General features: G+C 68.3%; 16 protein-coding genes. 8 read left to right on the forward strand and 8 right to left on the reverse strand.

The window, feature by feature from the left end; all coding sequences use genetic code 11:
• Positions 1-23: 23 nt before the first annotated feature.
• The 4 genes from ACLQ2S_RS05280 (at position 24) to ACLQ2S_RS05295 (ending at position 5,479) form a co-directional block, all read left to right on the forward strand.
• On the forward strand, positions 24-707 hold the full coding sequence (locus tag ACLQ2S_RS05280) for a winged helix-turn-helix transcriptional regulator (RefSeq protein ID WP_425701214.1): 684 nt from the start codon (positions 24-26) through the stop codon (positions 705-707).
• Between the two features lie 316 nt (positions 708-1,023).
• Positions 1,024-1,797: a hypothetical protein gene (locus ACLQ2S_RS05285; protein ID WP_425701215.1), complete on the forward strand. Its 774-nt coding sequence runs from the start codon at positions 1,024-1,026 to the stop codon at positions 1,795-1,797.
• Positions 1,701-4,541, forward strand: a complete 2,841-nt coding sequence (locus tag ACLQ2S_RS05290; RefSeq protein WP_425701216.1) for a polymorphic toxin-type HINT domain-containing protein — start codon at positions 1,701-1,703, stop codon at positions 4,539-4,541. The genes ACLQ2S_RS05285 and ACLQ2S_RS05290 overlap by 97 nt, the downstream gene beginning before the upstream one ends.
• 80 nt (positions 4,542-4,621) lie before the next feature.
• A complete protein-coding gene (locus ACLQ2S_RS05295) occupies positions 4,622-5,479 on the forward strand; it encodes a hypothetical protein (protein WP_425701217.1) in 858 nt (285 codons plus the stop codon).
• Positions 5,480-5,505: 26 nt separating this feature from the next.
• On the opposite strand, the gene ACLQ2S_RS05300 is transcribed toward ACLQ2S_RS05295, so the two are convergent.
• Complete coding sequence (locus ACLQ2S_RS05300; protein WP_425701218.1) at positions 5,506-7,086, reverse strand: alpha/beta hydrolase; 1,581 nt, start codon at positions 7,084-7,086, stop codon at positions 5,506-5,508.
• A 33-nt stretch (positions 7,087-7,119) separates the two neighbouring features.
• Positions 7,120-8,220 (reverse strand): ATP-dependent DNA ligase, encoded by a 1,101-nt coding sequence (locus tag ACLQ2S_RS05305; protein WP_425701219.1) that lies wholly within the window; start codon positions 8,218-8,220, stop codon positions 7,120-7,122.
• 136 nt (positions 8,221-8,356) lie between these two features.
• Here ACLQ2S_RS05305 and ACLQ2S_RS05310 point away from each other — a divergent pair, with 136 nt between their 5' ends.
• Positions 8,357-8,569 (forward strand): hypothetical protein, encoded by a 213-nt coding sequence (locus ACLQ2S_RS05310; protein ID WP_155215516.1) that lies wholly within the window; start codon positions 8,357-8,359, stop codon positions 8,567-8,569.
• Positions 8,570-8,578: 9 nt separating this feature from the next.
• Here the strand turns inward: ACLQ2S_RS05310 and ACLQ2S_RS05315 are convergent, their stop codons facing one another.
• Entirely contained in the window at positions 8,579-9,496 is a 918-nt protein-coding gene (locus ACLQ2S_RS05315; protein ID WP_309222796.1) for a DNA-3-methyladenine glycosylase family protein, read from the reverse strand.
• 488 nt (positions 9,497-9,984) lie between these two features.
• Between ACLQ2S_RS05315 and ACLQ2S_RS05320 the strand changes: the two genes are divergently transcribed.
• Genes ACLQ2S_RS05320 through ACLQ2S_RS05330 form a run of 3 tightly spaced genes read left to right on the forward strand, consistent with a single transcriptional unit; the run spans position 9,985 to position 16,420 of the window.
• On the forward strand, positions 9,985-11,799 hold the full coding sequence (locus ACLQ2S_RS05320; protein WP_425701220.1) for a stealth family protein: 1,815 nt from the start codon (positions 9,985-9,987) through the stop codon (positions 11,797-11,799).
• Between the two features lie 15 nt (positions 11,800-11,814).
• Complete coding sequence (locus tag ACLQ2S_RS05325; RefSeq protein ID WP_155215514.1) at positions 11,815-14,595, forward strand: bifunctional glycosyltransferase/CDP-glycerol:glycerophosphate glycerophosphotransferase; 2,781 nt, start codon at positions 11,815-11,817, stop codon at positions 14,593-14,595.
• Positions 14,596-14,653: 58 nt separating this feature from the next.
• Complete coding sequence (locus tag ACLQ2S_RS05330; protein ID WP_155215513.1) at positions 14,654-16,420, forward strand: stealth family protein; 1,767 nt, start codon at positions 14,654-14,656, stop codon at positions 16,418-16,420.
• Between the two features lie 62 nt (positions 16,421-16,482).
• On the opposite strand, the gene ACLQ2S_RS05335 is transcribed toward ACLQ2S_RS05330, so the two are convergent.
• The 5 genes from ACLQ2S_RS05335 to ACLQ2S_RS05355 all read right to left on the reverse strand — a co-directional run bounded on the left by ACLQ2S_RS05335 (position 16,483) and on the right by ACLQ2S_RS05355 (position 20,764).
• Positions 16,483-17,151, reverse strand: a complete 669-nt coding sequence (locus ACLQ2S_RS05335) for a COG4315 family predicted lipoprotein (RefSeq protein WP_425701221.1) — start codon at positions 17,149-17,151, stop codon at positions 16,483-16,485.
• A 237-nt stretch (positions 17,152-17,388) separates the two neighbouring features.
• A complete protein-coding gene (locus ACLQ2S_RS05340; RefSeq protein ID WP_425701222.1) occupies positions 17,389-18,165 on the reverse strand; it encodes an anti-sigma factor family protein in 777 nt (258 codons plus the stop codon).
• Positions 18,162-18,854, reverse strand: coding sequence for a sigma-70 family RNA polymerase sigma factor (locus tag ACLQ2S_RS05345; RefSeq protein WP_425701223.1), 693 nt, complete (start codon positions 18,852-18,854; stop codon positions 18,162-18,164). The genes ACLQ2S_RS05340 and ACLQ2S_RS05345 overlap by 4 nt, the downstream gene beginning before the upstream one ends.
• Positions 18,855-18,937: 83 nt before the next feature.
• Positions 18,938-19,795 carry a spermidine synthase gene (locus ACLQ2S_RS05350; protein WP_425701224.1) on the reverse strand — a complete coding sequence of 286 codons (858 nt, stop codon included), beginning with the start codon at positions 19,793-19,795 and terminating at the stop codon, positions 18,938-18,940.
• Entirely contained in the window at positions 19,796-20,764 is a 969-nt protein-coding gene (locus tag ACLQ2S_RS05355; RefSeq protein ID WP_425701225.1) for a hypothetical protein, read from the reverse strand. It abuts the gene before it with no gap.
• Positions 20,765-20,771: the final 7 nt, after the last annotated feature.

Below are 20,771 nucleotides of genomic sequence, written 5' to 3' on the forward strand. Positions count from 1 at the left end.
CGTGTGAAAGAAGTTAATCGGGATTGCCTGCCAAGTTGACCTACGCGCACCACGGCGACGCCTGCCGGGCCGCCAATGCCCTCGACCTGGTGGGCGACAGGTGGACGCTCATCGTCGTCCGCGAACTGCTCCTCGGCCCCAAGCGTTTCGCCGACCTTCAGGAGTCCGTCCGTGGTATCACGCCGGCAGTCCTCAGTGACAGGCTCAGATCCCTGCGTCAGGCCGGCATCGTCGACCAGGTGACCCTGCCCGACTTGGCCCGCACCCGTGCGTACGCCGTCACCGAGTGGGGTCGGGGCCTGGAGTCGGTCCTCGCGTCCCTGGGCCGCTGGTACACCTCCGGACCGGACCCCCGCACCAGCGGTGGCATGACCCCCGACGCCATGGTCCTCGCCATGCGCACCATGGCGCCCCCCGTCCCCGAGGGCCTGCCGCCGACCGCCCTGCGCCTCTACGACGCACGCCAGCCCGACCCACCCGTACGTGAGAACCGGTTGACCGCCGTCGACGGGCTGCTGGACGTCCGGCCCGGTGCCGTCGTCGACCCGGTGGCGATCGTGACCGCCGACTCGACGGCCTGGAGCGAGGTGCTCTTCGGCGGCCTGCCGCTCACCGACGCCGAACGCGCCGGCACCGTACGCGTCGAGGGCGACCGTGACACCGTCACCCGCGTGGTACGCCACTACCTCACGGACGCCCGCCCATAGCGAGACCCAGGTGATCGGGCTGCTGTCGGTGGTGCCCGTCCATTCGAATGCGGCGAGCATCGGCCATCTCGCCGCAGCGAACTCAGCGCAACCCGAGTCCGGCCGCCAGGAGCGGACGGCGGCAGTCACTGTCAGCTACTGGCCGCGCTAGAACCGACGATTGCACCGTAAGGAGTGCGCGGAGAGTATCGGCCCAGATTCGCTCTGGTGCTGGATTTACCTATCTGTACGTTGTGCCGCAAGCTTGATCACGTTTGCTTCACGGGGGTGCGGCTTGTCGGTTCGTCCTGCCTGGATTCGGTCCACTGTGGCCCTTGTGGTGCTGGCTGGCTCCATCGCCACGCTACCGCCGGCTACCCGCGCCAGCGCCAACCTCGCCGACCCGTGCTCGGGCGATGTGCGATCCGGAGTGGCTTCGGAGCACGCAGCTCAGGCTCTGGCCGAGAAGTGCGACGCTCCCGTGGAAGTGCTGGAAGCGGCCTCGGAGACGACGAAGGTCTTTGCCCAGCCCTCCGGCGACTTCACCTTCGAGTCGTGGGCGGAACCGCAATGGACCAGGCAGGCCGGCACCTGGGCGGAGATCGACACGACCCTGACGGTAGGTCCTGACGGCCTGGTGCGACCGGTGGCTTCGAGCGCCGACGTGGTCTTCTCGCCGGGCGGGAAGGGTGCCTTCGCCACAATGACCGGGGGTGGTGCCAGCTTCTCACTCGGCTGGGCGGACCCACTCCCGCCGGGTGTGATCGCCGGAGACAGCATCACCTATCCGAACGTGTACCCGGACGTTGACCTCCTGGTGCGCGCCGAGCGCGGTGGCTTCTCCCACCTCCTCGTGGTGAAGAGCGCAGCGGCGGCAGCCAATCCGCTGGTCCGCGAGACGGATTACGTCGTGGGCGGCACAGCGACCGTGTCTGCCGCGTGCCACGGACCACCCGTAAGCGGTTCCACCGAGGCATGCACGACCAGCCGTTGCCCGGCGGAGGGCGACGTGACGTGCAGGTTTCCGACTCCGAAGGAGACACCTTCGCCGACCACCCGGCGCTTGCCGGTATGCCGCTGGAGGAGGCGACTCTCGACAACTCGACATTGATCGAGGCGTCCACCACGCAGTACTGGACCCGGCAGACAGCCGCACGGACCCACGACGGAGGCACCTCCCGCGCGTACCTGAGTGGTCCCTCCGTGCAGCGGAGCCGGAAGCTTCTCGCGCCGAGCAAGTGGGCGCGCACCGAGTCCCGGACGACGTACACCTCGGAGGGTCTGCCGGAGACGGTGTCCGACCTGGGCGACACCGCCCAGACCGGCGACGAGACCTGCACCCGCACCACGTACGTCAGCAACGACACCGCGTGGATCCGGGCGGCCGTGTCCCGGGTGGAGACCGTCGCCAAGGCATGCGATGCGATAATCTCCCGCCCGAACGACGTCGTCTCCGACGTCCGGACCTACCACGACGGCTCAAACACCCACGGTGCCACCCCGACCGAAGGGCTGGTCACCCGCGAGGAGACCCTCGACACCTGGAACGGCGTCGGCACGGCTTCGCCTTCCGGAACGGTCAACGTCTACGTCGACGACGCCACCTACTCGCCCTACGGAGAGCTGCTGCAACGCAAGCTCGGGGTGAACAACAAGCCGCAGGCGTACCACACCTACGTCTACGACGATGTGACCCGGCGGCTCGCCGAGTTCTACTTCGACCGTGACGCCAGCATCACAAACGTCGCCGCCCTGAGCTACCAGTACGATCCGGCGGGCAACGTGCTGTCGATGGCCAACCGGCCGCAGGACAACGACGGCAACGCCCGGCCCGGTGACAGCGACGTCCAGTGCTTCCAGTACGACCAGCTGCGTCGCCTGACCCAAGCGTGGACGCAGAGCACGAGCACGTGCGCCAGCAACCCGCAGTCGAGCACCGTGGGTGGCATCTCGCCGTACTGGAAGGCGTACGCCTACGACAAGGCCGGCTCCCGCGAGTCGGTGACCGACCAGCGCACCGGCCTGACCTCCACCTACGGGTACGCCACGATCGGCGCCCAGCCGCACGCGGTGCGGACGGTCACCACCGGCGAACGGGTCGACCACTACGACTGGGACGCCGTCGGCAACCTGACCTACCGGCGGGTCGGCGGGGTCACCGAGACCCTCGACTGGAACGCCCAGGGCAAGCTCAGCGAGATCACCGGACCCGACGGCACCACCCGGATGCACTTCGACGTGGACGGCAACCGGATCGCCCGGATCGACCCCAACGGCGACGCCACCGTCTTCGTTGCCGGGCACGAGTTGACCGTCTCCGGCCAGAACAAGACGGCGACCCGCTACTACGAGCACGCTGGTGATGTCATCGCCTCCCGCACGGCGTCCACCGCCGGCGGTGCGAAGGACCTGATCTGGCTAGCGTCGGACCAGCACGACTCGGCCCACTGGGCGGTCAACTCGGTGACCCGGGTCGACACCGTCCGCTACTCCGATCCGTACGGCAACAAGCGCTCCGGCGGCAACGGTGGCACCTGGCCCTCCGGGCAGCGCGGCTTCGTTGGCGGCATCGAGGACCCGACCGGCCTGTCGCTGCTGGGTGCCCGGTTCTACGACGCGGCGCTGGGTGCGTTCATCTCCGTTGACCCACAGACGGACGAGTACGACCCGCAGCGCATGCACCCGTTCGCGTATGCGAACAACAACCCAATCACGTTCGCCGACCCGGACGGGCTCTTCTGGGGCAAGGTCAAGAACGCGGCCAGCCGGGCTGGCAACGCGGTGGCCGGCGCTGCCACATCGGCGGTCAAGACGGTGGTCAACAATGCCGGCACGATTTCTGCGGTTGCTGGCACGGTGGCGATGGTGGCTGCCGTGCTGCCGCCGCCGGCGCAGGTGGTGGCAGTAGCCGCCGGGGCTGTGGCTGTGGTGGCCGGTGCGATCGACACCATCAAGACGTGCGTGGGTGAGATCGGTCTGGACTGCGCGATGGGCGTGGCAGGCATGGTCCCCGGCGTCCGCCAAGCGAAGACCGCTGCGCGCGGTGCGGGCGCGGTAAAGAACGCCATCAAGAGCAAGGGGCCTCCATGTAACAGCTTCGTTCCTGGTACTCCCGTGTTGATGGCGGACGGCAGCTACAAGGCCATCGAGCACATTGAACTCGACGACGTGGTCTGGGCCGTCGATCCCGAGACGGGCAAGGAGGGCGCCCGCCCGGTCACTGCTCTGATCACGGGCGGCGGAGGTAAGACGCTCGTCGACATCAGCATCGACTCCGACGGCGACGGCACCGCCGACGGCATGGTCACCGCCACCGACGGGCACCCGTTCTGGGTCGACAACAAGCGGGAATGGCTGCGCGCCGAGCACCTCAGCCTGGGCGATCAGCTGCTGACTCCCGACGGCGCCCGGGCCATCGTCATCGCCGTCGTCGCCTATGGCGCGATCGCCACGGTTCACAACCTCACCGTTGACGACATCCACACCTACTATGTGATCGCCGGCGACATCTCGGTTCTCGTACACAATGTCAACCCGAGTTGCCCGGTGCACGGCGGAGCTACGGGCATTCCTAACCGGGACTTGCGCGAGCGGCAGGTGTGTACGTGCGACAGGATTGGCAAGGAGAACCTTCTTGAAATAAACCGGACCACGGAGCGGTCGGAGCAAATCAAGAACCGTCGTACCCAAACCGAGGCGCCGGCGAGAGGTCTTGAAAAGGCGATCAAGGCAGCACACCCCGATCCAGCGACCGGCTGGTTTATAGGATTCTTGGGAGTCTTTGCGGTAGCAAAACGTGCGGCGAAGATGATGGTGGAGGTGGCGAGGCGGTGGTACGGCAGGCAGGAGAGGTGAGCTTGGTGCCGGCGACAGGTGCCGGGAAGCGTGTATGGCAGTATCTGATCTCTCAGAATGTACAGCGTACATTGCTCCTGATGGTTCACCCCATGTCGGCACCCGAGCTGATCTACCAAGCATGGATTGTCGTGATGCGGCGAATGTTTGCCCAAGACCTCGATGCCGAAGCTGCGCAAACCTTCGTTACAACCACCCTCGCGAGGCAGAGGCATTCTCCGGTCGCGCCCGATGTCGCTAAGGCGCTCGTTGATCTGGCTATGGGGAAAGCCCATCCACGTGATCTTCGACGTCGTGATCGACTGTTGGTTCTACCTGTTCTCGAAGAGTCAGTTCGGATGGCGCGTCTGTCGGAACGGGATGTGGCGGAGTTGGTCAGGGCTGCGGAGAAGCGGCTGGATCGTTGGCGGCGGAAGACTGGACGATCTCGCCGTGCGGCGGGTGTAAGTGCTGCTACCAAAGGCGGCAGAAATGATGCCGGTATTCAACCGAGATCGGTGATTGGTCAAACTTTGAGAGCTATGGCCGTATATGACCGTGAGCGGGTGGCTGCCTTGCCGCGTGAGCAGTCGAACGAGGCGATCGCTGCAGTGGTCAGCGCTGCGTTCGAGATAGCAGTCAAGAAACGCTTCAATCGTGGTCGGACCATCGAAATTGTTGCCGGTTTTGCTGAGAGAGTAGTCACCGCTTCACAAGATCCGCTTCTTGACAGGTTGACTGCCATTTCGATAACCGAAGGTGTTCTTGATCAGGGTCGCGCCGTATGCGAAGAAGCTGATCTGGAACTCGCGATTCAGGTAAAGGTGCTTGGTTTCGTGCAAGCCGTCGAGGATCTCGGGCTCTATGAACGCGAGATCGATGAGATTATTCATCGCGCCGAGCAAATGACGGACGCGCAAGGCATCAACCTGACGTCAAGGGGCGGGTGGGACGAGTAGCTTGCCGTGGGCTCTCATTCGTGGCATTAGCGCGCCGGGCAGCGTTTTCCCTCGGGTGGGACGGTCAGGTCGATGAGGTACGCGTCGACGGCCTCGGTGATGCAGGTGGTCTGCGGGTACGCGGTGTGCCCCTCGCCCTCCCAGGTGAGCACCCGTCCGACACCGAGCATCTCCGCCAGCGCCGGGGTCTGCTCGTACGGCGTGGCCGGATCGCCGGTGGTGCCGATGACGAGGATCGGTGGGGCGCCGTCGGCGCGGCCGGTGGGGTAGGGGTCGCTGCCGCCGGGCCATTCGGTGCAGGAGACCAGGCCGGATGCCAGTGCCGGGCCGAAGATGGGGTACTGCGTGCCCCACACGAACTGGAGTTCGCGGATCCGCTCCAGGCTGGGGCGTTGCTCCTCGTCGGCGCAGTTGACGGCGAGGTTGGCGTCGAAGAGGTTGCTGTAGCGACCGTCGGGGTCGCGGTCGGCGTAGTTGTCGGCGAGCCGGAAGACGTCGGTGGGGTTGCCCTCGTTCAGCCGGTGGATGGCCTGGGCGAGTTGCTGCCAGCCGGTTTCCGAGTACAGCGAGGCGACGAGTGCGTAGAAGATCCAGCCGGCGGTGGCTTCCCGACCGTCGGCGGTCCGGACGGGGGAGACCCGGGCCTTCTCCATTGCCGAGTTGACTGCTGACCGGGCGTAGGGGGCGATGGGGCAGCGGGCGGCGTTGAGCTCGCACCACCGGTTGAAGTTGTCGAAGGCGCGTTCGAAGCCCTTCGCCTGGCTCTCCGAGCCTTCGATCAGCCCTTGCCGGGGGTCGACCGCACCGTCGAGCACCAGCGCCCGTACCCGCTGCGGGAACAGCTGGGCGTACGTGGCGCCGAGCAGGGTGCCGTAGGAGTAGCCGAGGTAGGTCAGCTTCTCGTCACCGACGGCCGCCCGGATGGCGTCCATGTCGCGGGCGGCCTGCTCGGTGCCGTACAGCGGGAGCTGGTCGCCGTACTTGTCGAAGCAGCGCTGACCGATGCGCTTGTTGAGCGCGACGAGATCGTCGAACATCTCCTGACTGGCCGGGTGGGGGTCGAAGCCGAAGATCGCGTCGAGGTCGGCGTCCGAAATGCACTCGATCGGGCTGGACCGGGCCACGCCACGCGGGTCGAAGCCGACGATGTCGAAGCGTTCCATGATGCTGTCGGGCAGGCCGCCGTACTGCTCGCCGAAGGAGAGGTAGACGGCGGTGTCGACGCCCGAGCCGCCGGGACCACCCGGGTTGATCAGCAGGGAGCCGATCCGGTCGCGTTGGTTGTCGGAGCGGGCCCGGATGAGCGAGATCTCGAAGGTCTTGCCGGCAGCGGGACCGGTCGTGGCGGCGCTGCCACCAGCCCAGTCCCGGGGCACCTGGATGCGGGCGCATTCGTACCGGATGCCCGGGGCGCGTCGCCCCACCACCTCGTCGGCCACCTCGGGGCAGGAGCGCCAGTTGGCGGTTCCCGTCGCCGCGGCCTCGCCGTCGGTGTCGGCACGCGGCGCGAACGCCGGCAGCGTGCAGCCGGCGGTGACCACAGCAGCAGCGGTCAGACCGGCCACGGTGAGCCGGAAGCGGCGGATCCGGTCGGGCGTACGGGTCACGAACGAGCCTCCGTGATCGGGTCTACGGCCAAGCTATGCGGACCCGGCCGACACCGTCGGGTCGCCCCGCAACACCTGGTCCACGTCGAACCGGACCGGCCGGTCGAGTTGATCGTATCGGCAGGAGAGCGGGTCGCGGTCGGGTCGCCAGCGGACGAAGCGCGCGGTGTGCCGGAACCGGTCACCCTCCATCGCGTCGTACGCCACCTCGACCACCAGCTGCGGGCGCAGCGGCTCCCACTCCAGGTTCTTCGTGCCGGTCCACCGGCTGACTCCGCCCGGGATGCGTTGCCCGCGTTCGTGGTCGCCGTGCACCCACGGGTGCTCGGGCCCGGCGTCGCGGTAGGGAGCCAGCTCTTGCAGCAGCTCGGCGCGGCGGGCCATGGTGAACGAGGCGCTGACCCCGACGTGGTGTAGCACTCCGGAGTCGTCGTAGAGGCCGAGCAGCAGCGAACCCACCACCGGACCGGACTTGTGCCAGCGGAACCCGGCGACCACCGCGTCGGCGGTGCGGGCGTGCTTGACCTTCGACATGAGCCGCTTGCCCGGCTCGTACGGCAGGTCGGCGGGTTTGGCGATCAGCCCGTCCAGGCCGGCGCCCTCGAAGACGTCGAACCAGCGTCGCGCGACGTCGGCGTCGGTGGTGATCTGGGTGACGTGCACCGGCGGCCGTACCCCGGCCAACGCCTGCTCCAGCCGGGCCCGGCGGGTCGGGTAGGGGGCGTCGAGCAGGCTCTCGTCGTCGAGCGCGAGCAGGTCGAAGGCGACGAAGTCGGCGGGCGTCGTCTCGGCGAGCAGCTTCACCCGGGAGGCCGCCGGGTGGATGCGCTGGGCCAGCAGCTCGAAGTCGAGCCGGGGCTGCCCGTCCGGGCCGTCGCGGCGGATCACGATCAGCTCGCCGTCGACCGCGCAGCGCGGCGGCAGTTGCCGGCGGGCCTGCTCGACCACCTCGGGGAAGTAGCGGGTCATCATCTTGCCGCCCCGACTGGCCAGCTCCACCTCGTCACCGTCGCGGAAGACGATGCAGCGGAAGCCGTCCCACTTGGGCTCGTAGGTCATGCCCGGGCCGGTGGGGATCGAGCTGACGCTGCGGGCGAGCATCGGCTCCACCGGTGGGTTGATCGGCAGGTCCACGGCGATCAGTCAACCAGACGGCACCGACAGTGGTGAGCCGGATCACCGTCGTCCGCTGGGCGGCGTGTCCGTCTCACGCCCGTCCCGTCCCGCTCGGGCGAATCGGTAAACCGCAGGTCAGAGCTACTTTCGCGAGGTGGCGGAGTGGGCGTGCGGGTGCTGCGGGCGGTGGCGGGTCAGCGTCGAGCTGATCCACGGCCGGTACGTGTACCGGGTGGTGCACCGCTATCCCCGCCGCTTCGGCGGCGGCAAGAACGTGCTCGGCGAGGTCGGCTCGGTCGACGAGGTGGCGGAACTGCTGCACCGGCGTACCCCGGTCAGCCTGGCCGATCTGCGCGAGGCCGCCTGAGACCGGCGTTCAGAAATGGGCGAAGGAGCGGATCGGCGCGCGGGGGCCGAACTTCGGGGCCTGCACGGCGGCGGCCTCCAGCAGCCGGCACACCCGGCCCCGGTGGCCCCGGAACGGCTCCAGCAGCTCCAGCATCCGGGCGTCGTCGCCGCGCGGTTCCCCGGCCAGGGCCCAGGCGACCGTGTTGGGTACGTGGTAGTCGCCGACGCTCACCGCGTCCGCGTCGCCGTACGCGACCCGGACCACCTCGGCGGCGGTCCACGGCCCGACGCCCGGGATCGACCGCAACAACCGGGTGGCCTGGGCCGAGTCGGCGCACCGTTGCAGCCGGTCGGCGACCCGGGCGGCCCGCGTCAACGTCTCGGCCCGGCGTTGTTCCACCCCGAACGGATGGAAGACCCAGTACGGCGTGGCCGCGACGGCCGCCGGGTCGGGTGGCAGCAGCAGCCGCACCGGTCCGGGTGCCGGTTCGGCGAAGTGGCGCACCGTCGCCGCGTACCCCCGGTAGGCCTCCTTGCCGGTGACCTTCTGCTCCAGCACGGCCCGCAGCACCCGGGGGAAGATCAGCCCGGTGGCCGGCATTCGCAGCCCCGCCTGCTGACTGGCCAGCCGAGCCACCACCGGGTGGCTCGCGGCGAGTTCCGGGAAGCCGGTCAGGTCGTCGCGGAGCCCGGCCACCGAGTCGGCGTGCTCGACCATCCAGGCGGCACCCGGGCCGTGCCCCTCGGCGACCAGGCCGTCGCCCTCGGGTCGCAGGGCGAGGGTGGCCGGTCCGTCGGGCGTGCGCGCCGCCCACCAGAGGACGCCCGCGACGATCCGGGCGCACGGGTCGTACGGGCTGAAGGTGAGCGGGCGCACCGAGGCGACGAAGCGGTAGCCGGGTGGCGTACGCAGCACCCGACGCAGGTTCGGCTCCATCCCGGTCACCACGTCACTGTGCCACCTCGACCGCAGCCCGCACGATCCCGGTCACGGGGCGACCGGAGCGGTGCTGTGTGCGGACTCCTCGTCGCGCAGTGGCCCGGGATCCGAGGGATAGATGGTGCTCGGCCGATTCTGGTAACCATCCGTTCAGTTTCCGGACCACCTGATCGGTCAGGATTCTTCGGGCAAAAACCACAGGAGCGGACCTATCCGACCTGTTGTCCGTCGACCCGGCAGCGGCCCATAGAAACGCAACTGTCCCACAGATGAACGCACTGCTATGGTCCGACCTGCGCGGGGTCAGATCCGTCCGGAACGGCGAGGTTTGCCACGTCGGTCGGAGACCGTCCGCGTGTCACGGGGAGCTGTGGGGAAGGGTAACGGGGATGGCTGCCGGAGCGGTTGTTCACACGAGGTGCCTGGCGGATGACCGCCTCGGCGCCCGTATCCGCTGAGCGTGCCGTGATCGTCCATAGTGAACGGTCTGTCTGATGATCGCGCTGCGCGCCTACCGTCTCCTGCCGCCCGGTCTCCGGCAGCGACTGCTCAACCTGCTTCCCGAACACCGCCGGCTCGCTCTGGTGCGTACCTTCACCCGGCCGCGCGGTGGTGACGTCCTGCACCCGGTCGGCAGCCGGGTGACGGTGACCGACGACGGCTCCCGCACCGAGGCAGAAGTGGTGGCCGCGGCGACGCCGCTGGAGATGTGGCACCGTAATCTGACGGCGGTCACCGGGGCGCTGGAGGCCGCCGGCATCGAGTACCACTGCCTGCGTAACGACGACTACCTGCGTAGCTCTGTGGCGGTGCTGGTGGACCAGCGGGACGCGGTCCGTCGGCTGGTCGAGTCCGCGCGGACGCTGTCGGGTGCCCACGTACGCACCGTCGAGGTGCGCCCCGGGCGCAACCAGCCGGACCTGGCACCGACCGAGGTGATCCAGGTGTGGTTCCCGGTGACCGACGTGCGAGCTGGAGTGGTGCTCGGTGGCCAGTTCGCGTGCGAGATCGAATTCTGGAGCCGGGTGGGCGACGTCGTCCGGGCACCCCGACACAACGCGGTGATCGACGAGGCGCCGGCCCGAGCCGAGCCGGTGCGGGTCGCCGCAGCGTTGCTCAGCCACTTCGTGCCGGAGGCGGACGACCACACCTACGGCACTCGGCGCGACCTCACGGTCCGGGCCCCGGACCGGGTCGGGTTCCCGATCGACGCGGTCTACACCTGGGTGGACGGTTCGGACCCGGAGTGGCTGGAACGCAAGCGCGCCGCGATGGGCGCGCCGGGCGGCGAGCTGCACGCTATCGCGGCCAACTCGTCGCGCTACCAGAATCGGGACGAGCTGCGTTACTCGATGCGTTCGCTGCACAGCTTCGCCCCCTGGCTGCGCAAGATCTTCCTGGTCACCGACGGTCAGTTGCCCAGCTGGCTCGATCCCAGCCATCCGATGATCACCGTCGTGTCGCACGCCGAACTCTTCGCCGACCTCGGCGGCCTGTCGTCGTTCAACTCGCACGCCATCGAATCCCGGCTGCACCGCATCGAAGGGCTGGCGGAGCACTTCCTCTACTTGAACGACGATGTCTTCCTCGGCCGCCCGCTGCTGCCGACCCACTTCTTCCACGCCAACGGCATCGCGAAGTTCTTCCCCTCGCCCGCCCAGTTCGGGCTCGGCGAGGCGAAGCCCACCGACCCGCCGGTGAACGCCGCCGGTAAGAACAACCGTCGGCACATCCAGCGGCAGTTCGGCGTAACCATCACACAGAAGATGAAGCACACGCCGTTCGCCCTGCGCCGCAGCATCATGCGTCAGATCGAGGCGGTGTTGCAGGCCGACGTGACGGCCACCGCGCAGCACCGGTTCCGCCACCACGAGGACCTGTCGATCCCCTCGTCGTTGCACCAGTACTGGGCGTACCTGACCGCGCAGGCGGTTCCGGCCGACATCGAATACGAGTACGCGGACCTCGGTCACCCCTCGACACCGGCCCGCCTCGCCGAGTTGCTCGCGAAGCGGCACCGTGACGTGTTCTGCCTCAACGACACCGACTCCGATCCTCGCGCGCTGGAGGAGCAGGAGCGGATGCTCGCCGACTTCCTGCCCCGCTACCTGCCCTTCCCGGCACCGTTCGAGTTGCCCGAGGAGACGGTGGCCGAGCGGCGCAAGCAGGGGGCCAGCGCCCTGTGGCGTCAAGCCGGGCAGAGCGTTCCGGTCAGGCGACACCCCAACCAGGTCGACGCACCGACCCTGCCCAACTCCCGGTTCAGGTCAGCCGGCGGCCACAACATCCTCACCAGGCCGGACGGCTGACCCCGGCGCACGTAGATGCAGCTGTCAACGCGTACTCCCCGCACACCATCCTCACTGGAGCTCCGAGTGGTAGGCTCTGTCCCCCAGGTCACGATCATCGTCCCGGTCTACAACGTGGAGGACTACCTCCCCGAGACCCTTGACTCGATCGCGGCGCAGACCGTATTCGCACAGTGCCGCGTGATTCTGGTCGATGACGGCAGCACCGACGGGTCCGATCTGTTGGCCAAGCAGTTTGCTGCGGAACATCCCAACGTCACAGCGGTGCGGCAGAACAATAGCGGGCCGGGCGCCGCGCGGAACCTGGCCCTGGACATGGCGGACACGCCGTACGTCGCGTTCGTCGACTCGGACGATATCCTGCCGCCACGCGCCATCGAGGTCCTACTCAAGGCGATCGTGACGCATCAGGCGAGCATCGCGATCGGTGACATGGACACCTTCCCGAAGCCCACGGCCTTCCTGTGGAAGAAGCCGTTCGGAAAGGGAGACCGCCTGCTGCAATCCGTCGTCGACGCACCGGAGCTGATCTTCGACGCCGGACCGTGTCACAAGCTCTACGACCTGAACCAACTGCGGCAGCAAGGCTTCCGCTTCCGGGAAGGGGTGCACTTCGAGGACGCCTTCCTCGCCATACCGATGCTGCTGAAGGCGGAGCGGATCGCCCTCGTCGACGAGGTGGTCTACCAGTACCGTCGTCGGGTCAGCGGTAACTCCATCATGGACAATCTGTTTACGCGGGAGCAGAACTACTGGGATCACCTCGAACTTTGTGAGACCCTCGCGGAGTTGCGACCCGAACTCGACGTTTTTCGTCGGGAGGTGCTTGAGCGCTTCCTCGTCCGCAGTTACCAGGGTTTCGCCATGCGGGCACACCTGCTGTTCGAGGATAAGGACCTGTGGCGGATCTTCGAGAAGTGCAGCAAGATCTACCAGGACATCGAGCCGTCCTTCATTGCCCGATGGACCGCCGACACCCGGCACCGAGTCCCATACCTGGCCTTCAAGTCGTACGATTTCGACTTGTTCGCCCGCCCCTGGGAACGGGTGCAGGGAGTGGTGGCGTGCGGGGGAGAGCTGTTCCTGGACTATCCGATTCCACCGGCGTTCCTGCCGCTCACTAAGGTGAGCAGCGTATCCGCGCGGCTTGAGCAGGTGCGCCTGAGCGACTCGGGCGAAAAGCTCAAGGTGTCGGGGCACGTGCAGATCAGCGGGCTCCCGATGAACCGTCCGATCAAGACCCCGCTCGGGTTGCGGGTGCGGGGTAGCAGCCTGACGACCCCGGCGACACTGGAGCGTCGTGCCGATCTGAAGTCGCCGGACAACAACCGTGAGTGGGCCGGCTTCACGGCCGAGATTCCAGTCGCCGAGCTGCGCGGCGGCCACCACAGCTTGCGGCTGGTTTTCATGACGGAAACCGGCCAGGCATCCCGGCAGTGTCTGATCTCCGCCGCCTTCATGCGTGACGCGCTGTTGAAGGTCGCTGGCGACACCCGTATTCTTCCCGGCTTCAGCGGGCGGGAGGACGCCACGCTGCAGGTCCTCAAGGCAGGCGGCGCTGCAGGCCGGCGTCGATGGCAGCGCATGCTGCTCCGCAAGGATCTGCGACACGCTGTCTCGCGACAACCGTTCTGGAAGCAACGCCTGCTGCGGGCACTCACCGAACCGTTCATGCGGCGACGGGACATCTGGCTGATCGGGGAGCGCAAGGACACCGCACAGGACAACTCCTGGCACCTGTTCCGCTATCTGCGGAAGAACGAGCGCAGGCGGAACGCCTATTACGTCATCGAGAAGAACAGCCCCGACCGGGAGCGGCTGCGCGGGCTCGGCAATGTCGTCACGTACGACTCGTTCCGACACAAGTTCTTGTTGCTGCACGCCACGAAGCTGATCAACTCTTATGACATCGACTCGTACATGCTTCCGTCCAGATGGGATCGCACCGCCTTCCTGAAGCACCTGAACTGGCGCATCGGTCCGGCTCGCGTCTTCCTTCAGCACGGGGTCACGGACAAGGACGTCAGCGGTGGGCTGCACCGCGCCAAGACCGGGGTCGACCTGTTCGTGGCTGCCGCCGGGAAGGAGGCCGAGTATGTGGCGAACCAGTTCGACTACGGCAGCGCCGCGCAACGGCTCGGTTTCCCACGCTTCGACGCGTTGCTTCCGGATCGCGGGCACCGACGGATCCTGCTGATGCCCACCTGGCGTAGTTACCTGGTGAGCCCGTCCTACAACCCGTCGCTGCGGCCCCGGTTTCCGTTTGAGTCATCCCGATATGCGAAGTTCCTCGAGGAGCTCTTCGGCAGCGACGAGTTGAAGCAGAGCCTTCAACGCCATGGGTACGTGCTCGAGTTCCTCCCGCACTACGAGATGCGAACCATGTCGACGAGCATGGTCCCTGCGGAGTCCTGCTTCGCTGTCGTGGACCAAACGCAACGCAGTGTGCAGGATGCCCTTCGGCAGTGCGACCTGTTCATCACCGACTACTCCTCCACCGCCTTCGACGTGGCCTATCTGGGCACCCCGCTGATCTACGCCCACTTCGACAGCGACGAGTACTTCGCCATCGGCGGCTACCGTCGCGGCTACTTCGAGCACCGGGACCATGGGTTCGGCCCGGTCTGCGAGTCGGCTGCTGAAACGGTCAAGGCCATCGTTGCCTACCTGGAGAACGGTTGCGTCCGCGAGGAGATGTATTCGAGGCGTGCGGCTGAGTTCTTCGAGGTGCAGGATCAGCAGAACTGCCAGCGGGTAACCGCCGCCATCGCCGCGCTGCCGGGGCCCCAGCGGTGAACAGCGGCGGGCACCACCTCATTGTGCGGCCGGCAGCCGGGGTGGGACGGTGACACAGATGGCGGACGGGAGTGGCAGCGACTCGGATACGCCGCGAGCCTTGGCGGAACCGGCCGGGCTGGTCGATGTCTACCGGCGGGTGCTGAGCCCGCAGACCCGTCGGGCGATCGCGCGGAAGGTGAGCCCGCGGGCCCGGCACCAGTTGAAGCAGTGGGTGGCGCGGGCGTCCCGGAGCACCCCACTCGCTGACCGCCGGGGTGAGTGGCTGGCTCGTCGTCAACCGGAACTGTTCGCTGGCGGTGACCGGGCGGTCGTCGTCGCGGACCAGGCGCTTCGGGTGGCCCAGGTCGTGGCCGACAGCACGCCGGTGCGCGCCCGGACGGAGAACCTGGCGGCGGTGACCGCCGCGTTCGACGAGGCCGGCGTGGAGTACTTCCGCGTTTGTGGTCGATCGCATCTGTCGTCGGTGGTCGCGGTGGATGCCGCTGACCGGGAGCGGGCGTACGCTGCCCTCAGCGTTGCCTGCACCCGGGTACCGGGCTACGTGGCAGCGGTGCGCCAGGGCAGTGAACAGACGCCGCTGCCGGGCTTCGAGTCGAAGTCGTGGAAGCGGATCACCGAGGCATCGGTGATCCGGGTGACCTGGTACTGGACAGACCTTCGGCAGCGGCTGGTCCTCGGCCAGGCGTACGGCTGTGAGATCGAGTTCTGGAATCGGCAGGGAACGGCGTTGGTTGCTCCCCGTCGTAACCCGGTGGCCGAGGAGGTCGTGGCGGACACGTCGCCGGTCGCCGTGTCCGAATCGCTGTTCACCGCGTTGCTGCCCGCGTCGGCTCCCGCGACGGCTCGGACAAGGCCGGAGTTCGCCGGCCGACGTCCGGAAGACGTCGCGTTCCCGATCGATGTCGTGTACACCTGGGTCGACGGTACGGATCCCGAGTGGCTGCGGCGTCGTGCCGCGGCGACCGGTAGCCCGTACCACAGCGAGGCAGCCAGTGCGGCCAGGTTCCTCAGCCGGGACGAGTTGCGCTACTCGCTGCGGTCCTTACACCTGTTCGCACCCTGGGTGCGCAATGTGTACCTGGTCACCGACGACCAGATACCGAGCTGGCTGGATCAATCGGCACCCGGAATCCAGGTGGTCAGCCATCGGGAGATCTTCACCGACCGGTCGGTGTTGCCCACCTACAACTCACACGCCATTGAGAGCCAACTGCACCACATCGACGGGCTCTCCGAGCACTTCCTCTACTTCAACGACGATGTCTTTCTCGGCTGCGAGGTGCTGCCCAGCGACTTCTTCTTCGCCAACGGGATCTCCCGGTTCTTCCCGTCGCCCGCCCTGGTACCGCCCGGTGCACCGTCCACGGAGGACATTCCCTCCTCTGCGGCGGGGAAGAACAACCGAGGGTTGATCGCCGAGCGGTTCGGCACGGTGCTCGCGCAGAAGATGAAGCACATGCCCCACGCCCTGCGGCGCAGCGTGCTCTACGAAATCGAGGAAACCTTCGCCGCCCAGCACAAGCAGACCGCCGCGAGTCGGTTCCGGAGCCTGACCGATATCTCGATCGCCTCGTCACTGCACCACTACTACGCGTTCCACACCGGGAGGGCGGTACCAGGGGAGCTGACGTACACCATCGCGGAACTGTCCCACCCCGACACACCGGCCCGTCTCGCGCACCTGCTGGCCAAGCGCGACCGGCACGTGTTCTGCCTGAACGACGCGTTCTCCACCGAGGAGGACCTGGCCGCGCAACTCAAGGTGGTCACGCCGTTCCTCGACACCTACTTCCCGGTGCCCAGCCCCTGGGAGCGCGCCTGACAGACGACGGTGGCCGGCCGCGCCATCGCTGGCTGCGGCCGGCCACTCGCCGTGCTGACGGGTCAGTAGTCGTAGTCGGAGCCGGAGTCCTCCGACTTGCTCTTCGACGGCGGGGCGACCGCCTTCGGGGTGCCCTTCGGCAGGCACTCCAGGTTCTTGCTGCCGTCCGGGTTGACCACGAACCAGGTGCCGCCGACGCCCTGGCCCTTCCACTGGCCGGCCTTCTTGTCACCGATGTAGGTGTAGAGCGGCCAGCCGTCGAGGGTGATCTGCCGGGTGCCGTCCTCGCGGGTGATGGTGCCGACGGCGTCGTCGGAGACACCCTTGAGCTTCGGGGTGCCGTCGGTCAGGGCCGGCGGCCACACCTCGGCGCACTGGCCGTCGCAGTTGGACGACGGCGGGTCGTTGGTGTCGCGGTCGAAGCGGTACAGGATGAATCCGTCCTGGTTGACCACCGCGCTGCCCATCCGGGGGAACTTCTTGGCGGTCAGGCTCTCGGTGGCTTCGACCCCGTCGGGCAGGGGAGCGTCGCTCTCGGTTTCCGCGCCCGGTGACGCCGAGGCGCCCGGCTCCGCGCTGCTCTCGGGGTCGGCGCTCGTGCTGGGCTCGGCCGCGGCGACGGCGACCGGCTCGGCCGCGCCTGCGTCCGCCCCGCCGTAACCCGCGGGAGCGCAGGCCGTAAGTGCGAACATGGCGCCCACGGCGATGACGGTCCGCTTCATCTGTGCCACGTGCCCTCCTCATACTTGACAAGTTCACCGGGAAATACGGGGCGAGCGCTGTCAAGGTTGAATCGGAAACGGTGGGCAAGTTCACAGGAATCTATTGAACCGTCTGGCCCCTCTGTCCGTGTAAGTCCGTATCCCCAGGTCCGGGCGGTGACAGCCAAGCTATCCCGGGTCGGGGCGGTCACCGTCGAGACGACGATGGCCCGCCTCGGTACCGAGGCGGGCCATCGTCGACGTGGATCAGGCCGTGGGGACGGTCACCAGAGTGTCCGTGGCTCCCCGCGAGTCGACCTCCTGCACCTCGAAGTGCTTGATCTTGTCCAGCTTCGTCGACGTGGCGGCCGACAGGGCGAGCAACTGCCCGTTGCTGTTGGTGCCGTACCCGCCGTCCGGCACCAACCAGGTGGAGACGACCTCGGTGGAACCGTCGTCCCGCACCACCACCAGTCGGCAGGTGCGTGGTCCGGGCAACCTGCTCAGGCTGAAGTCCATCTTGGTGCCGAAGTCCTTCGAGATGAGGAAGAAGGTCGCCCGTACGCCGGTCGTCGCGTCGGTGACGTCGATCTGGGCGCCTTCCTGCTCGTTGCCACCGAGGTTGGGACCGCTGGGGTTTCCGGGGCGGTCGGTCGGTGGGTCCACCGGAGCCGTGGTCGGCCCGGCGATCGGCGGTGCCGAGCTGCTGTCGGTGAGGTTGCTGAACACGACACCGGTCAACCCACCGAACACCACGACGGCCGCCGCGGTCGCGAGGACCTGCCGGAACCGGGCCCGTCGACGGTGCGTACGCAACGCCACAAGCGTTCGATCCAGCAGGACCGGATCCGTGTGGGTCTGCTCCAGCGCCGTGATCGACCCCTCGTCGATGTCGGAGAGCAGCCCGACCACCGGCACCATCGTCTCCAGCTCGGCGGCACAGGCCCAGCAGGTCGCGAGGTGTTCCTCGAACCGCTCCATGTCCTGTTCGTCAAGCACGCCGAGCGCGTACGCGGCGACGTCCATGTGGTCAACCCGGCTCATTCCGTCACCCCCCTCTCCTGCAGAGCTGTGCGCAGCGCGCGCAGCGCGTAGTAGACCCGCGACTTCGCGGTGCCCAGTGGCAGACCGAGTTCCTCGGCCGCCTCCGGCACCGTCCGGCCCCGGAAGTACGTCGCCACCAGGATCTCCCGGTGCGACTGACTCAACGTTCGCAGCGCGTCCGCCACCGTCATCGACCGCAGCACCCGGTCGGTGCTGTCGGCCTCGGCGAACGCGGTCAGGTCCCGGTCGTACGTCTCGGCCGGACGGGCCTGCTCGCTGCGGTGCTCGTCGATGGCGATGCGTCGCGCCACCGTCACCAGCCAGGGCCGTAGCGACCCCTGTCCCTGCGTGCCCAGCCGATGCGCGTTGCGCCAAGCCCGCAGCAGCGTCTCCTGGACGATGTCCTCGGCCCGTTGCCGATCACCGCCGGTCAGCCGCATCACGAACATCAGCAGCGGTCCGGCGTGTTCGGCGTAGAGCGTGCGGATCAACTGGTCCGAGTGTGCGGCTTCGGTAGTGGAAGCCTGGTGGCGGCCAGGGGTGGGTCGCGGCGTCACCGGGCTATTCTGGCGAGCCGCCGCCCGGGAGTCGACCCCGCGAGGGGACGTGGTCGGCCGCGACTGGGACCGGGCGGACATCCAGTCCACCCGCACCCGGTCGTCCTGCCAACCGACCGCCAGTGCGTGCATGCAGACCTCCGACGTCCATGGACAGAAAGCCGTCCCCCCACGGGCATGGCTGCTGACTGGTACGGAGGGCGGCACCGAACGGATCAACGTCGGACGGAGAAAATCCCCGGCGGCGGTGGCGTCGAGTCGACCGCGTCGTCGTCGTGTACCACGCAGGCACCCCCGGTGAAGCGGTCGAGTTCCGCGTCGGACAGCACCCGACCAGGGAACCAGTCACCGGCGGCCCGGCGGGCCAGCGCGGCGACCGGCGGGTCCTGGCGACCGGCGACGAGCACCAGATTGCCGTAGCGCCGGCCCCGCAGCACCCCGGCGTCGGCGACCAGACACGCCCTGGGCAGCACCGTCCGCACGGTGGCCACCTGACTCCGGGCGTGGCGCAGCGGTGGACCGTCGGCGACGTTGGCCAGGTACCAGCCCGCCGGACGCAGCACCCGTGCCACCTCGGCGGCGTACTCCACCGAGGTCAGCCGGGCCGGGGTCCGGGCGCCGGCGAAGACGTCGGCGACCACCACGTCGTAGCTGGCCTCCCGGCACGAGGCGAGCACCGCTCGGGCGTCGCCCACGCGGACCTTCAGGCGCGGGTCGGCCCGCCACGGCAACGCCCGTCGCACCAGGTCGACCAGGGCCTTGTCCACCTCGACCACCCGCTGCGTCGAGCCCGGGCGGGTGGCGGCGACATAGCGGGGCAGGGTCAGCGCGCCGCCACCCAGATGCAACACCCGCAGGGGCGCCCCCGGAGCGGCCACCAGGTCGATCGCGGCGGCCAACCGGCGGACGTACTCGAACTCCAGGTGCGTCGGGTCGGTCAGGTCCACATGCGACTGCGGTGCGCCGTCGAGCAGCAGCGTCCACGATCCGGACCGGTCCGGATCCGGTAGCAACTCGGCGAGCCCCGTGTCGACCTGCTCGGTGATCCGGTCGGCGTCGCGTCGGCGGCCCATTCAGCGGCCCGCCCGAGCGGCGGCGGTGCGGGCGGCGGCGGTCAGCGCGCGATGCAGCAGTCGCGCGTCGCCCAACCGGGAGCGCAGCAACCGTTCCAGCCCGGCGATCGGGATCAGGTTCTGCGGGGCCCGGGGGTCCTTGTACGGGCTGGAGGCGAACCGGGGCAGGGTGACCAGCGACAGGTCCGCCAACCGCACCGCCTCGGCGATCTCCAGGTCGGCGGAGCACTCCAGCCGTACGATGCCCGCCCACGGCGCACCCGCCGCCACCGGCAGCCGTAGATACCACGACCAGCCACCCCAGGCGGTACCGAGCCGGAACACCGGCGAACGGTGCCCCGGCGGAAGACCGGTGACCACGGCGGTGAGTCGGGCGTCGAGGTACTGGCTGTGCTGGGTCTTGATGTAACCGAGCGTGCGGGGCAACTGCCGCCGGTTCCGCAACGGCCCGTCCACCACCAGCAGGTCGTCGTCGGTACGCGCGGCGGCCGACACCTGCACCTCCAGGGCGGTCAACGGCCCCTGCACGGCCGCCGGGAGTTTGGCCTGCTCGCCGCTGCCACTGACCCGGTGCACCGGGTAGCGGACGTTGCCGGCGACCACGTCGGTCGCCGACGGGCTGGCGGTGAACAGACCGCGTGCCACCGTGGCACCGGCCAGTTGGGCGGCACCCCGGTCCAGGTCGCACCGCACCACCCCGGCGGCGTAGGAGGCGGCCAGCCCGGGAAACGAGCCGCCGTCCTCCTCGGCCGTCCAGATGCTGGCGTCGATCCGGCGTACCCCGTCGACTAGCAGCACCACGTCGGGCGCCCGAACCCCCGCCCGGGGGCCGATCGCCCGCCAGTCCACCACCGGCAACTCGTGCTCCGCCTCGACCTGCGCGCTGCTCGGAGCGGCCGGTCCGGCCGGTGACGCCTCGAACGAGGTACCGAAGCCCGGATCCCAGGCGTCGACGAAGAACCGGCTCACGACCGCA

Origin of the sequence: Micromonospora sp. DT48 (assembly GCF_049844495.1) — a bacterium.
Classification (GTDB): Bacteria; Actinomycetota; Actinomycetes; order Mycobacteriales; family Micromonosporaceae; genus Micromonospora.

Excerpts from the sequence above, each read along its gene's own strand:
- ACLQ2S_RS05295 (WP_425701217.1), top strand. The coding sequence starts at position 4,622 with ATGGTTCACCCCATGTCGGCACCCGAGCTGATCTACCAAGCATGGATT.
- ACLQ2S_RS05345 (WP_425701223.1), bottom strand. The coding sequence starts at position 18,854 with ATGCACGCACTGGCGGTCGGTTGGCAGGACGACCGGGTGCGGGTGGAC.
- ACLQ2S_RS05350 (WP_425701224.1), bottom strand. The coding sequence starts at position 19,795 with ATGGGCCGCCGACGCGACGCCGACCGGATCACCGAGCAGGTCGACACG.
- ACLQ2S_RS05325 (WP_155215514.1), top strand. The coding sequence starts at position 11,815 with ATGCAGCTGTCAACGCGTACTCCCCGCACACCATCCTCACTGGAGCTC.
- ACLQ2S_RS05330 (WP_155215513.1), top strand. The coding sequence starts at position 14,654 with ATGGCGGACGGGAGTGGCAGCGACTCGGATACGCCGCGAGCCTTGGCG.
- ACLQ2S_RS05340 (WP_425701222.1), bottom strand. The coding sequence starts at position 18,165 with ATGAGCCGGGTTGACCACATGGACGTCGCCGCGTACGCGCTCGGCGTG.
- ACLQ2S_RS05320 (WP_425701220.1), top strand. The coding sequence starts at position 9,985 with ATGATCGCGCTGCGCGCCTACCGTCTCCTGCCGCCCGGTCTCCGGCAG.